We start from the raw sequence: 14,205 nt of genomic DNA, 5'->3' as shown, positions 1-14,205 counted from the left end.
GCATAAGCGTGATCGCAGGGCCGGAGTCACTATGAAGTTAAAAATCAATGCGTTGGCCCTAAGCCTGGCTACCGCTATTTTGTCGGTAAGCAGCGCCTCAATGGCGCAAACTGATCGCCCAGACGAGGGCGCAGGTTCAGAAGCAAAAGTGCTTTCCACGCAACAGGGAGGAGCCTCTGGCTCGGAAGCCCGCGTGCTAAGCACCACTAATACCAAACAGTTCGAGGCTACGCGCCAAAAGCTTGAGTCTGAGTTCAAGGGGATGCAGGTTGATGAAATTACGGCCACTCCGTTTGCTAACCTGCTCGAAGTCCGTATTGGTAACGAAATTCTGTATGTTAATCAAGAAGTGGATTTTGTGCTTCAGGGGGCCTTGGTTGATGTTCAAACCCGTACGGATCTTACAGCACAACGTCTTGAAGAGCTTAACCGTGTCGACTTTTCAAGTTTGCCACTGGAACAGGCTATACGCTATGTAAAGGGTGATGGCAGCCGTAAGATTGCCGTGTTTGAAGACCCTAACTGTATTTATTGTAAGCGCTTGCACGAGAGTCTGGCCGAGGTTGACAACATTACAGTGTATTCACTGCTGTTCCCCATACTCAGTCCTGACTCTCTGGTTAAAGCCGAGAGCATCTGGTGTGCAGATGACAATTCAGCTGCCTGGCAGGCCTGGATGCTGAAAGGCATAGAGCCTACTGCCGCCAAGTGTGCGAATCCGATAAAGCAAACCTTGGCCCTCGGAATGAGCCTGGGTATCGAGGGTACACCAGCCATTATTTTCAGTGATGGTTCCCGCGTTGGTGGCTGGCTGCCTCCTGATCAATTGAAAGATAGACTCGACAGCATGAACTAAAGCCTACGCATTATTGGTAGCTATTAGAAAGGCACCGGGTTTATGACTCGGTGTCTTTTTGTTTTTCAGGCTGTAGTGCTTATTACTAAGGCGGCTGGCCATTATGAGGGAAATTCTCCATGTGTATGTATTTGTTTGGTTTTAGACAGATATGTGGCAAGAGATTGTGATTTTTAGACAAGTTCTATCGATAACTTAAGTATTTGACATTTATTAACTTTTTAAAGCTGAGGCTAGCGCGGAAAATCAAAGACACGTAATTAAATCGTAATGCTGCGAATTTGTTGCAGGGTTGTTACGGTTGGATAAGGCAGAGCAGATATGGAATATGCAAAACAGCTTGTGGTCGTATTTGATCATGCTGCACGATGCCAAGCGATGGTTGATGAGCTTTCAGCAATTGGGGTTACTGCAACGATCGTTGCGAATGGAACCGCGGGTTTTAAGTCAATGTTGGAAAATGCAAATGCGAGCGCTGAGGTCCTCCTGCTGCATTGCGACCATCAGCATTTTGCTTTGGTTATAGCTAATCTTCGTTCCGTGGTGTCATACAGCGGGATTGTCGCAATCGGTGCTTTTGAGGATCCGGCTCAGCGTATAGAGCTTCTTTTAGCGGGTGCGGACGCATGTCTCCCGGAGCACGTGGCAGGTTCTGAGTTAATGGCATTGCAGCATGCGCTGCAAAGACGCGCGGAGAAATTCATACTTAACCTGGATAAGCCGCCTGCAGCTAAAGGAACTGAGGGTCAGGCCGCGCACGCGGCTGAACATTTCCCACGCTGGTCAATGCGGGACAAGGGCTGGACCCTGGTTTCTCCCGAGGGCGTTGGGATCCAGTTGACCTACGGAGAGCGTTTTCTTGTTGAGTTGCTAAGCAGTAGCCCTGAGGGCAGGGTAAGCCGTCAGCAATTGATGATGAGTAAGGTGGATACGCCACAGAATAGCCGTGCCGTTGATTCATTAATAAGCCGATTGCGGCGTAAGGCAAAAGACGCCGGCGTTGAATTGCCTATTAAGTCTGTGCATGGATGGGGCTATAGCTTTGCCGGACAGATTGCAGGAAGCGCTGCGGATGCGCTGGGTCCTGCTGTTCAGGCAGAACGGACTCCGCACGAGAGTCCGGAAACCAGTACGGGATTATTGGCCGATATACGTCAGGCGTATAACCACAAGCTTTCCGGACACCCGGTTGCACTCACGTTGATGTTCCAAGGCAAGACAAGTGTGAAGACAGGAGCCCAGGAAGGGGTAGAGGCCCAACTGTACTGGCGGCTCGAAAACAATGATACTGTGCGTCTGGGGACGGCGGTATATGAGCGTCTGGATCTGACTATAGTGAGCTGGCTGTATGAATGCGCTTTTCAGGTGCTTTGTGATGAGCTGCAAAGCTGGGCCAATGATTACAAGCTTCATATGCCCGTGACCCTGTCAGTGCCTCTTCCGGTACTGATGCGTTTGCATGAACCGTGGATGCAGAAGCTTCAGAGTCAGAGGTTGAACGACGGAAGCGTCGCGTTCGCCATCACTGAGTATAACGTTGACGTGAAAAACGAGGCGACACAGCAAATGCTGAGTGCTTTGGCTGCGCTTGGAATACCAGTGTGGCTGGATAATTATGTTGGTTCCGCAGAAAATCTGCTTTACCTGGAGCAATGGAGAATCTACGGTGTACGTGTACTTTTTAACGGGGAGCGCTCAGAGTCGCAGGCTATGCAAGATACGTCCTTGCTCATGATGACGTGCAAGCTATGCGCAAACCTGGGATTAAAAACCGAAGTCACAGGCATTAGTTCTGCGTCGGACAAGAATGCGGTGATTCATGTGGGTGCCGATTATCTGCATGGCGATTTTATTTCATTGCCTCTGTCACGAGATGGGATTTTGCTCGCCTTGGCGAGCGGTCTCTAAGCATTGATGTCAGGTATTTGATCATTAATTCATGATCGCTAATGGTTCTTGTTCTCAATTGTGGCTATGATTAGCTTTTACTAATCAGGGCTGCAGTACGCAGCCATTTAGAGCGGCTTTCTGCCACAGCGGGGAGCGCACGGGATCTAGCCTGACATCATTATGATTTATTACGTCGTTGGTCTGTTGTTTTCCGCAAGTGCCGTGACCGCATTATTGCCTGCCGCAAATGCGAGTTCTGCTGAGTATGATCAAATAACCTATGTCCAGCAGGGAGAGCTTGTTATCGGAGAATGGCAGGGGCCTTTTGAGTCCACTCTTAGCATAAAACCGCCGTCTGGCCCGCTTCGGGAGCTAAAGCGGAGCGACTATGAGACTGGCAGTTTTTTCTTTCAGGCATCTGAGTCGGGTGTGCACCGTTTAAGTGCCAGGGGCATGAGCAAGTCGAATGTGCGAATAACTGAACGTTACGAGAATGCAGCCACTGAGCAGCATGAAGTCGATGCCGAATATTCTGTCTTATCAAGTCCTGCCCTGAGGAAGCTCTTCATCATTCTGAACGACGGGGGCAGTACCGACGCTTTTTGGGCGGCTATCGAAAGCAAAGGTACACCATTGGTTGAGCCATACGACGATACCCATAAACGGGTTAGCTTTTTGTGGCGCGGAGATCATCAAAATGTGCGGTTGTTCGGCGGCCCTTCTAACGAGCCAGTATGGATGCAGCGGCTGGGGCAAAGTGATGTATGGTTTGCCACCTTTATACTCTCCAGTGCATCTGAGTTCAGTTATCAGATTGCGCCTGATGTTCCTGCGATTGCTGGCGCCTCCCCTGCTATTAATCGACGTCTAGTATTGGCTACCGCCCAGGCGGATCCTTTGAATCCGCACTCATTTCCTGATAATACTGATATAGACCCGTATCAGCGCTGGTCTGTCTTGCGCTTAGCCGATGCGCCGCCACGGCCTGCACTGGCTGCCACTGATGCCAAGGCGGCCCTGAGCTTCCACAGGCTGCATAGCAAGTTTTTGGCTAACGAGCGCGAAATTGCATTTTATCGCTCATCTTCCAGCAGCTCTGTTCGTCAACTTTTGATCTTGCTGGATCTGGGCCCTTACTTAAGCAGGGTGAATGCCCCGGCCGTGCTAAGCGGTCTTGAAGAGGCCAGCTGTATTCCAGCTACCGATATGATCCTGGTAGGTAACCCAAGCTCGAGCACCCGAAGCAAGGAGTTACCTCCCAATCCTGATTTTGCTTCGTTTGTGGCTAAGGAACTGCTGCCTTATGCCGCCAGCCACGGCATCGCTGCGCCTGCAGAGCGTACCATTATTGCGGGGTCAAGTTTTGGTGGTTTAGCGGCTTCGTATGTTGCACAAAGTTATGCACAGCACATTCCGAATGTCATCAGTCTCTCGGGCTCGTACTGGTGGGCGCCTAAAGGCGAAGAGCCAGAGTGGACAAATCGTAGCTATCAACAGTCAGAGGCGCTGCCTGTACGTTTCTTTTTAAGCGCAGGTGAGTACGAAGGGGCGCGACCTGGGCACCCTGGTATTTTGGAAAGCAATCAGCGTTTTTATCAGACCTTAAAAAGCAAAGGCTATGACGTGCAATTTGTGCATTTTTATGGCGGACATGACTACTATAACTGGCAAGAGCTGCTGGCGCGGGGCTTGCAGCATTTTAGCGAAACCGTGTGCGCGCCGCAGTAAAGGCTCTTTTTGCCTTTATTGATCCAGTGTGGCGCCGCCATCTACTCGCAGATCATGCATCGTGATGTGGCTAGCCTGATCTGACAGCAGAAACAGAACGGCGTCGGCAATCTCGTCAGGGGTAGCGATTTTCTTGAGTGGAATTCCCAGGCGATATTGGGCCGCCGAACCTTCTATCACGGTTTGCCTGGAGCTTCCTTGTTCCCACATGGCTTGTTGCATCGGTGTATCGGTAGAGCCAGGTGACACCACATTGACGCGTATGCCCTGATTGGCAAGCTCCAGTCCCAGGCAGCGTGACAACTGCGTGACAGCGGCTTTAGATGCTGCATAGGCTGCCATGCCTGAACGTGGCGTTGTGGCTGCGTTCGAGCTGATGTTTACGATGGCGCCGCGTTGGCGCTCGATCATGTGTTTGGAGACGATGTGGCACAAGTTGAATACGCCAGTGGTGTTGGTGGCAAAGGTATGGGCCCACTGCTGTGTGTTCAGTTCGCTGACCGCGCCCATCTGCAGGCGACCGGCACCGCAAACAAGCTTGTCCACACAGGAAAAACGTTCCAGACTGGCGTCGACCGCCTCTTGCATGGCATCAAAATCACTGACGTCGGCGTTAATGAGCAAGAGCTGTTCCGGATACTTGGCGAACGCTGTTGTTAAGGACGTGGTGTCAAGGTCAATGGCGACCACATTAGCACCCTGCTCTAGCAGGCGAGTGGCCACAGCTTGGGCAATCCCGCTTCCTGCACCGGTAACGATGACGGTTTGTCTAAAAAAGCAGCCGTCATTTTTCCGCTCCCGTGCTCTGGATTTGATGCTGCAGCTCAAGACGGTTCAAGCTGACACCACAGCGCTGTGACACGTAGCGTACAGCCATTGCATGGTCTTCCGGGCTGAAGTCAGCGACGGCGTCCTGGACCAGAAAAGCCTGGATATCATTCATGAAGGCATCAAGTGCTGTAGTCATGCAGCCGATGTGGGCATAAATACCTGTAATGATTAATTGATCTCGACCCCAGGCTTTCATTTGCTCTTTTAACGATGAGCGGAAAAATGCACTGTAGCGCCATTTGGTCTGGGCAATGTCATTGCCACTGAGCGCGAGCTCAGGAATAACCGCCTGTTGTTCGAGATAGGCGGGATCGCTCAGGCCAGGCCCCCAGAAATCCGTTAGCAAAGCGCGGTCTTGCGGTGCCTGTTCGGTGGGCTGTGCCGTATAGATAACAGGAATTTCATTGTCTACACACACCTTCTTGATTGCCTGAATATGCGCGATAAGCGTAGGGATTGGCTCTGCCTTCACATCGTACTTGTTAAGGAAGAAGTGCTGCATATCGTGAATCAGCAGAACAGCACGCGTGGCGTCCACCTGCCAGTCTACGCGGTTGTCTACCGCTGAAGCTGGCATAGGGTATGAGGGAAGGGTTGGGATGCTCATTGGTGAATTCCTTGCTCAATTAAATCAGGGTCGATGGATAGGGCATTTAGCATGGTACGCAGCTTATTCCCCGTTTCTTGTCGTTCGTTTTTAGGGTCGGAAGCCGACACGATGCCTGCGCCAGCATAAAGGCGAATTTGCTGTCTTTCATATTTTCCGCAACGTATGGCAACAGCCCATTCACCGTCGCCGTTAGCATCGCACCATCCTGCCGCGCCCGCAAAATATTCACGCTCAAAGGGTTCGGAGCCTTCAATGAAGTCGCGGGCATGCAGAGTGGGTGCGCCGCATACTGCGGGAGTAGGATGCATAGCCAGAGCCAGCTCCAGAGAGCTTGCGTAGGGCGCTTTCAGTATGCCTCGTATTGAGGTGGACAGATGCCACAGCGTGGCGGTTTTTGCTAATTCAGGGCCATCGGGAACATGCAGTTCAGCGCAGTAGGGGGCAAGAGCCTGTACTACCGTGTCAATGACGATGGCATGCTCATGACGATCTTTTTCGGATGCAAGCAGGGCCTGGCCCACATGGAGATCGTCAGCCGCATTGGCAACGCGAGCGGCAGTGCCGGCAAGCGGGTTGATGCTGACTTCGGCTCCAGTGCGACGGACCAGCAGTTCGGGGCTGGCACCGAAAAAGCAGGCATTATCGTTACTGTCGTCTTGCAGGTTAATGCCGAAGCTGTAGCCGTGAGGGTTCAGACGGATGAGGTTCTCAAGAAGCTGCCTGCGTGCCAGGGGCCTCTCGAGCTGGACATCAATCGTTCTTGCGAGGACTATTTTGCTTAAGGGTGTGCCATCCAGTACTGGCACCGCTGCGCTGACCAGCTGTTCGTATTCCTGCGCACGAGGGTGGGCAGTGAGATTGGCGCGGGTATAAGTAGTGGGAGCAGAAGGCGTGGCCGCGGGTTGCAGGCGTGCCTGAATGTCTAGTGAACGGGGTACAAAAAGATGGGCTGGCTTATTGGTATTGAAGGGCAATACACCCATGATAAAGCCAGGAAGGTTTTCTGCCTTGGCTCGATCTAACAGTTGTTGGGCTTTAACTGCCAGTTGCCGGTCTGTGTTTGAAGCACGTAATTGCAAGACTTGGCCCTGCGCCATGATTGAACATGCGGGTGACGCAAAGACGCTGCTGTGATTGTCATACCCGTTTAGCCATTCGCTTAAGACGGGGCTGGTTAACGTAGTGGAAGTGGGCATTACAAAAGTTTCTTGCATAGAGAACATGACGTCACGCATTGCTGACGAGCCGGCTGCGTGGAAGCAGCCGGCCCATTACCTTATTTAAGGCGGATGTGAGTTAAAAGATCTGTAGAGGGCGACTTGGCGTCTTTGGCTTTATGAACCAGATAAAGATTGCCGTTACCATCAGTGCTGATGTGGTTGGGCTGCTTGCCTGCATCAAGGTTTGCCACCAGCTCACCGTCCAGATTGATAACTGCTACCGTTCCGGAGGCCCGCGTTGCGACGAACGCCTGTTGGCTTTTTTCATCCCAAAGTACGTTCAGCGGACCTGCTCCTACGCTGACATTGTGCAGGATTTCACCGCTATCAAGATCAACAAGCAAAACATTGTCAGTGCGCTGCGCCGCTACGAAAAGCACGTTTTGTTTAGGGGCAACCGCTACGCCGCTTGCGGTACGTGCCTGTGGCAGAGCGATGACTTTTTCCTGGCTTTGTTTCTCCAGATCGATAACAAAGGCTTCGTTCGTATTTAAGCTGATGGTGTAAAGCTTTGCGTTATCAGCATCAAGAGCGAGACTCATGGGGCTGGGGGCTTCCCTGCCTTGCGAGCTTAAGGTGATTGCAGGAAGCTGTTCTAGCTTTTGGGTATCAAAAACAACAATTTCATTACTGCCTACAGTCGACATATAGGCGCGGTGTGCGCGCTCATCGATCACGACATCCCGTGCATGCTTAACAATGCCATTCGGAAATTGCTTAACAAGGCTGAGATCGCTTTGTTTGTATACCGCTGCGGTGTTGGTGCGTGTGTTGGTGACCCACACTGTGTCGTTGACATCATCAACGGCAATGCCATATACCGCTTGAACCTGACCGTCGGTTCTGTCTGCGTCAAGCTCGGGTGTAATGCGTGCCTCGATGCTTAAGTCTTCAGGAACAATTTTTAATATTTCCGACTGCTTGACTGGCGGACGGCCTACCGAAGAGCTTAGGTAAAGCCGGTCGTTCTTGGCGCTGTAGGCACTTTGATATAAGCCTGTTGTAATGGGTGCAGAACGGGTTTCAAACGCCTCAGCTCCAGCAAGGGGCACAGCTGGGGAAACTTTGAGCTCGAAAACAGTAGCCGCTGACGGATTCACGGTTTGCACCACAACAGGATGCAGGCCAAGTGCAGCGTCAGCCGGAATAGCAGCACTGTGCTTAAATGCGCCCTCTGCATCAGCTTTGATTATGGTATCGCCGACAATCGAATGTCCGCTGCGTAGCAGCTTCACTTCTTGGCCGGGTGTGAAGCCCCGGCCTTGCAGATTGGCCTCGTCGCCCGGATGCACGACACCCTGGGAAGAAACAGAGCCTTTGAACTCTAGGTCAGGCTGATCAAAGATGGGATTGGCATGGGCGCTTAGTGCACCAATGCTTAGCGCTAGAGCAGCAATCCAGGGGGTAGAACGTCGTGCAGCTAATTTACTACGAATGCAAAATGAAGTGATTTGCATTACGGCTCCTTGGGGAAAGTCAAAATCTCAATAAATACAAATGAGAGGTCATTAAAAAGGTAAATAGCTGCCGAATACCATCGGCAGCGTTGACTTGAACTTAGCCAGCCAGCGCAGCGTTTATGGCTTCCCATTGACAGCTTTTAGCGCATTGCTGCTGCTGGCAAACAAGCCAGCAGAAAGGCTACAGGCGCAACCGCCGACGAGTAGAGCAATAGAGGGGCTAAACCACCTGGACATTGTGCCCATTTGCAGGTTCCCCGCTGCGGTACCTATCGATGACTGTGTCATCCAGAGCGCTGACATACGGCCCAGCAAATGATCAGGAGTATGTCGTTGCACCAGTGTCATGCGTAACATTTTTGAGATGGTATCGGCGGATCCCATGATCGCCAGGGCTAGCATGGAAGGGTACAAGTGAGTGCTTAGCGAAAGGCTGACAACAGCCAGCCCCCATATAAACACCGCTGCGATAATCGTTATGCCAGGCCGCTGCACGGATCGTATCCAGCCACTGCTTAAGGCGGTGATAGCTGCACCGATAGCGGGTGCAGCATAAAGTGCACCTGTAACCGTCGCTCCCTGACCCAGTACCACGTCGCCCCACTCGGGCAACAGCGCCAATGGGGTTGCGAAGAAAACGGCAGCCAGGTCGATAAGCAGCAAGTTTCGTAGCAGCGGAGTGCTAAGCATGTAGCGAAAGCCTTCGATAAAGGCCTGGCCCGCTGTGGTGGCCTTCTCGTTTCCACCTTTAGGAGGCAGTGGGGGTAATGCAGACAGCAGGAATGGAGTGAGCATCACGCCTGCCAATACGATGACATAGCACACAACCAGGCCCGGGCCTGCGATCAGGGCACCTGCCAGCAGAGGTCCGAGGACGCCTCCAAGCTGCAGGGAGAGCCCCGATAATGCTGCGGCAGAGGCCAGGTGCTGCCGGCCCACCAAGGCGGGAGTGGCAGACATCATGGCGGGAATACTGATGCCACTCGCAGCGCCTCCGACCATCGCCGCTATATAAATGGTTGTTACTGAAGGTGTGGCCATCAATGCATTAATTAAAAATAGCAGCACGCTGATGATATAGACGCTTCTGGACCACATCATAAGTTTGCGCCTGTCGATGCGGTCTGACAGTACGCCACCGACGAGAAGGGCGATGACCATGGGCACCGCCATGAACACATTCAGCAGTGCGACGGAGAGGCTGGATTTGCTCAGGTCATAGAGCTGAATGCTGGCAGCCACCAGCATCATGCCGGTTACCAATACCGAAGCTGTGCGGGCTGCATAGGCATAACGAAACGCACGGCTTTCACGCAGGGGAGTGACATCGATGATGAAGTTTTTTAGTTGCATTCTGCCTCCTGGCGATTGCTTTGGGCAGAGTTCAGGGCCGGGTTCAGCGTGCGCAGAATGTGGCGCATTGCGTCACCGTTGGTGAGATGGGCATGCAACGAAGGCACATCATGTACGTCAAGCTGTGACACCCACGGTGCCCACATGGCTGGACTCAAGTCGTCGTTCTTATGATCAAGAGCAGCCCTGAAATACAGTACGGGATGATCAAGAAAACTATGGTGGTGCTCACGGACTACGCGGTTGTTAAGCTCAACAGAATGAAACACACCTTGTAGCTGTGCGTCGCTGAGTTCGCCTAATGCATGTCCGCTTCGACGCAAAAAGCCAATGACGCCTTCCTCACTGAGGTTCACATCGTGAAGTCCGTCAGGATCGTAGCCCGCAATATAAAGCAAGGCTTTGTAGGTGGCGTCCGGCCCCGGAGCCTCACGATTACGCCAGGCATCACTGGGATAGGCGTCGAGGATTGCGATCGTGCCTAATTGCAATCCGCGATCAGCTAATACCTGTGCGACTTCATGGATGATAATGCCGCCGACTGACCAGCCCAGCAAATGGTAAGGGCCATGCTCTTGCAGGGCTTGGATTTGATCGGCGTAGTCGACTGCCATTTCGTGCAAGCTGGACGGGGGTGCTGATCGGCGTGCAAACTGCGCGACTGCAGGCCATAGACTGGCCTTGAGCCTTCAAGCTCGCGCGCCAGGAGGCCGTAGCACCAGCTCAGTCCGCCGGCAGGATGGATGCAAAACAGGGCCGGCTCGTTAAGGTATGCAGGCGATACAGCAGGCCGCAAGGTGAGGAGCACGTTAAAGCCCGTTGTGTCATGGGCACCCAAGGCGCTGGTTGCCTGGTCCAGATAGTTTGCCAGCCGTTCTATGCTGGGGTTTTCGAAAATAGCCCCCAGGCTTAGGGCTAAGCCTGTGCTTTCGCGTAGCTTGCTGATAAGTTGGGCTGCCAGCAGCGAGTGTCCGCCCAGGGCGAAAAAGTCATCGCTGGCATAGGGCTGTTTTTCTAGCCTTAATAGTTCTTGATACAGCATGGCGACCTGATGCTGGGTTTCGCCCTTAAGCGCTTTCCCCGAGTGGCTTTCGCGCTGTGGCGCAGGCAGCGCCTTACGGTCAAGCTTCCCGTTGGCGCTTGTAGGCAAAGCCTCTAGCCAGACCAGGGCGCTGGGCACCATGGCTTCGGGCAGATGCTCTCGCGCGTAGGCAAGCACAGTATCGGTAGGCCTCTCGTTGGCAGTACGGGCGACGACGTAAGCTGCAATATAAAGTTCGCCTGGCTGATCGGCACGGGCCACCACCACTACGTCGCGCAGCGCTGGACACTTGGCCAGACATGACTCGATTTCGCCCAGTTCAATACGCTGACCACGGAGCTTGATTTGATGGTCTGCACGGCCTAGGTAGACGACGGCTCCGTCGTTGCGCCAGCGAGCCAGATCGCCTGTGTTATAGAGACGTGAGGCAGGGTCTTTGCTGAACGGGCTCAGTATAAATTGCTGGGCCGTAAGATCAGTGCGCCCCAAATAGCCTTCGGCAAGCTGGACGCCACCTATGTACAAGGTTCCGGCGACACCCGGTGGAACAGGTCGTAAAAACTCGTCCAGTATGTACAGCTGGGTATTCCAGACAGGGCGGCCAATCGGTACGGGATCAGAAATGTCGTTTTCGGGTACGTGCCAGTAACTGACGTCGACCGCGGCCTCGGTAGGGCCGTATAGATTATGGAGCTGGCCTTTGATGCGTGAGTAAAAACGCTGGCATAGATGCAGGCTCAGGGCTTCGCCACTGCAAAATACATAGGGTATAGATAACCCTTCGCTTAGCGCTTCGTTAAGAAACGCATTCAGCATGGACGGCACAAAGTGAACCACATTGATCTGTTCAGCTTTGATCAATTGCAGTAACGCATAGGGGTCTTTGTGCTGCTCCGGCTCGGCCACCACCAGAGGAGCGCCGCAAAGCATAGGCAGGAACAGCTCCCATAGCGACACATCAAAGGTGTACGGCGTTTTTTGCAAAAATCGAGCGTTATGGTCAAGCTGGTACTGAGCCTTCATCCAGAGCAGCCGGTTAACGATAGCGCGGTGACTGACAACGACACCCTTAGGATCCCCTGTGGAGCCGGAGGTATACAGCACGTAAGCCGGATCCTGAGGTTTGGCTGGGCGAATAACTTGCGGCTGGGCTTGAGTATCAAACAACTGACGTACATCAAGGTGTTGAATATTCACGGTCTGAAGTCTGGGCTTGCCGCCATGATAAATAATTGCCTTGGGGCCAGCGCCTCCCAGAATACGTTCTGCACGTTCTGCAGGTTGTGCAATGTCAATGGGTAAGTAAGCTGCACCGCTGGCAATAATACCGTGCAGGCACATGATCATCTCGTCGCTACGTTCCAGAGCTACCGCGACAATATCGCCACGGCCCACGCCCATTGCGGCAAGGTGATTGGCAATATTCTGAATTTTTGCACTGAATTGAGCAAAGGAGAGCGACTGGTCTTTAAACACCAGGGCGGTGTGGTCGCTAAAGTCTATGCACTGCTGGGTGACGAGTTCACCGAGGCTTAGATCGCTGATGGGCTGATCGGTCTGGTTGCAGTCCCTGACCCACTGCAGATGTTCATTCGGAGTTAACGATGGCACCGCGCTGAGACGATTCGCACGCAAAGCGCTGCGCAGAAAGCTCAACAAGCGCTCAAGGTGGGCTTCTACTTCATTTTGCGAATAAAGCTTCGGATTGGCCTCGAGCTCGAGGCGCAGACCCGTGGCATCGGGAGCAGACCTGAAGTTGATGTTCAGGTCTTCTACCGGCCCGGCACACAGCACTCGTTGGCGAGCATCCAGCCCTTCTAAATCGTAGGGTGCATCGAAGGGTAAAATATTGACCAATGGACCGTACAGGCGGCGCAAGCCACCCAGCAAGCCTAGGTCGCGTCGTAGTTGCTCGCTGCGGTAGCGCCCGTGGCGGCGAGCAAGACCAATGCGCTTAGTGCTGTCTTTAAGAAAGTCGCCGATGGTGCCACGCTGATTGATGTGCAGGAGCAAGGGTGCGATATTCATCACGGTGGCGACGGCGCGTGCACTGATGCTACCCATTCTGCCCATCCACGGCATACCGACAATCACGTCGGACTGACCGGTGTGGCGTTGGGTATAGGCGGCACTTAGTGCGGTGAGTATATCGGGCCAGCTGCAACCATACTGGCGCTCTGCAGCCTGCAGTAGTTTAAGAGTGCTGTCGTCTACCGAAGCAGATGCCTGAAGGCGTGTGTGTGCAGTAAGTGCTGCAGAAGCACTCAAGCTCGCAACGTCACCCATGTCGGCAAGCGCGGCTAACCAATGTGATTGGCTACGAGCGCGCGCTTCGCTATGTCGATAGCGCTGATCGTCAAGCAACACTTCACTAAATGAAGTGAGCGGCTTGGCGTGAGTAACGCTGCCTTTGCGCCAGTTTTCATAGAGATAGGTTGCACGGTTTTCGATCAGCGACATTCCGTAGCCGTCAGCCGCCAGGTGGTGCACGCGCTGGTACCATTGGCAATGCGTGTCGGACAGCAAAAACAACTGTTGTGCAGACAGAGGGTCGTGGGTGGGATCTATAGGACTCAGATGATCGGTGCGCATCGCTTGCCCGGCCAGATCGTGGCCATTATCGTGTGCGCGAAGGTCGATCACCTGCAAAGAGGGACGATGGCTGCCGTCAAAATACTGGAGTGGCCCATCTTCGGTCTCGACCATACGCAGCGACAGGGCATCGGCTTCGTCCAGGGTCTGATTAATTGCCCGGCACAGAAGGTCCAGATCAAACTCACCGATAAAGTCAGTGCAATGTGCTGTGTTGAAAATGGGGTTTAGCGGATCAAGTCGCTGCGCATACCATAAGCCCTCCTGAGCTTCTGTCAGGGGGTGCGTCTGGTCGGGCTGAGTCATTCTTTCAACGGCTTGGGAAGCTAGGTGATCTTCGCTAAACATCATAGGTAATACGACAACAAAATCGCCAGTAGGCGTTAGTGATTAAGAGTGGCGCTGACTAGAGCCCACCAGTGTTGCAGCGTGGCATTTTCCGCCATTTCTGAAAACTCGATCTTTGCTCCGGCCTCGCGCCAGCGCGACGCTAAGGTCATGGCTCGCATCGAATCAAGGCCCAGATCCATCAGGTTGTCATCGTCGTGTATATCGGCGGGGTCTTCGTGCAGCATTGCTGCAATATCAGCCCGCATGCTGTCTAAGTTGATGGGAGTGGTCAT

Annotated in this window: 11 protein-coding genes; 3 read left to right on the top strand and 8 right to left on the bottom strand. The window is 53.2% G+C overall.

Going from position 1 to position 14,205, the window contains the following annotated elements; all coding sequences use genetic code 11:
- Positions 1–31 precede the first annotated feature (31 nt).
- The 3 genes from L1889_RS13570 (at position 32) to L1889_RS13560 (ending at position 4,474) form a co-directional block, all read left to right on the top strand.
- Positions 32–856: a DsbC family protein gene (locus L1889_RS13570; RefSeq protein WP_238665548.1), complete on the top strand. Its 825-nt coding sequence runs from the start codon at positions 32–34 to the stop codon at positions 854–856.
- Between the two features lie 321 nt (positions 857–1,177).
- The gene (locus L1889_RS13565; protein WP_238665547.1) at positions 1,178–2,764 is read left to right on the top strand and encodes an EAL domain-containing response regulator; all 1,587 of its coding nucleotides are present in this window, start codon (positions 1,178–1,180) and stop codon (positions 2,762–2,764) included.
- Positions 2,765–2,926: 162 nt separating this feature from the next.
- On the top strand, positions 2,927–4,474 hold the full coding sequence (locus tag L1889_RS13560) for an enterochelin esterase domain-containing protein (protein ID WP_238665546.1): 1,548 nt from the start codon (positions 2,927–2,929) through the stop codon (positions 4,472–4,474).
- 15 nt (positions 4,475–4,489) lie between these two features.
- On the opposite strand, the gene dhbA is transcribed toward L1889_RS13560, so the two are convergent.
- From dhbA to L1889_RS13520, 8 genes are all read right to left on the bottom strand, one after another.
- On the bottom strand, positions 4,490–5,302 hold the full coding sequence (gene dhbA, locus L1889_RS13555) for a 2,3-dihydro-2,3-dihydroxybenzoate dehydrogenase (protein WP_238665545.1): 813 nt from the start codon (positions 5,300–5,302) through the stop codon (positions 4,490–4,492).
- The gene (locus L1889_RS13550) at positions 5,259–5,912 is read right to left on the bottom strand and encodes an isochorismatase family protein (RefSeq protein ID WP_238665544.1); all 654 of its coding nucleotides are present in this window, start codon (positions 5,910–5,912) and stop codon (positions 5,259–5,261) included. The genes dhbA and L1889_RS13550 overlap by 44 nt, the downstream gene beginning before the upstream one ends.
- Positions 5,909–7,111 carry an isochorismate synthase gene (locus L1889_RS13545; protein WP_238665543.1) on the bottom strand — a complete coding sequence of 401 codons (1,203 nt, stop codon included), beginning with the start codon at positions 7,109–7,111 and terminating at the stop codon, positions 5,909–5,911. Before L1889_RS13545 ends, L1889_RS13550 begins: the two co-directional genes overlap by 4 nt.
- 80 nt (positions 7,112–7,191) lie before the next feature.
- Positions 7,192–8,592, bottom strand: a complete 1,401-nt coding sequence (locus L1889_RS13540) for a YncE family protein (protein ID WP_238665542.1) — start codon at positions 8,590–8,592, stop codon at positions 7,192–7,194.
- A gap of 120 nt (positions 8,593–8,712) precedes the next feature.
- The gene (gene entS / locus L1889_RS13535) at positions 8,713–9,948 is read right to left on the bottom strand and encodes an enterobactin transporter EntS (RefSeq protein ID WP_238665541.1); all 1,236 of its coding nucleotides are present in this window, start codon (positions 9,946–9,948) and stop codon (positions 8,713–8,715) included.
- Positions 9,939–10,562: a thioesterase domain-containing protein gene (locus tag L1889_RS13530; RefSeq protein ID WP_238665540.1), complete on the bottom strand. Its 624-nt coding sequence runs from the start codon at positions 10,560–10,562 to the stop codon at positions 9,939–9,941. The genes entS and L1889_RS13530 overlap by 10 nt, the downstream gene beginning before the upstream one ends.
- Entirely contained in the window at positions 10,451–13,888 is a 3,438-nt protein-coding gene (locus tag L1889_RS13525; protein WP_238665539.1) for a non-ribosomal peptide synthetase, read from the bottom strand. The genes L1889_RS13530 and L1889_RS13525 overlap by 112 nt, the downstream gene beginning before the upstream one ends.
- A 77-nt stretch (positions 13,889–13,965) precedes the next feature.
- The gene (locus L1889_RS13520) at positions 13,966–14,205 is read right to left on the bottom strand and encodes a phosphopantetheine-binding protein (RefSeq protein ID WP_238665538.1); all 240 of its coding nucleotides are present in this window, start codon (positions 14,203–14,205) and stop codon (positions 13,966–13,968) included.

Origin of the sequence: Paenalcaligenes niemegkensis (genome assembly GCF_022230885.1) — a bacterium.
GTDB classification, from domain to species: Bacteria; Pseudomonadota; Gammaproteobacteria; order Burkholderiales; family Burkholderiaceae_B; genus Paenalcaligenes; species Paenalcaligenes niemegkensis.
Note: the sequence above shows the minus strand (reverse complement) of the source record. Positions and strands in the feature narration are given on the sequence as shown.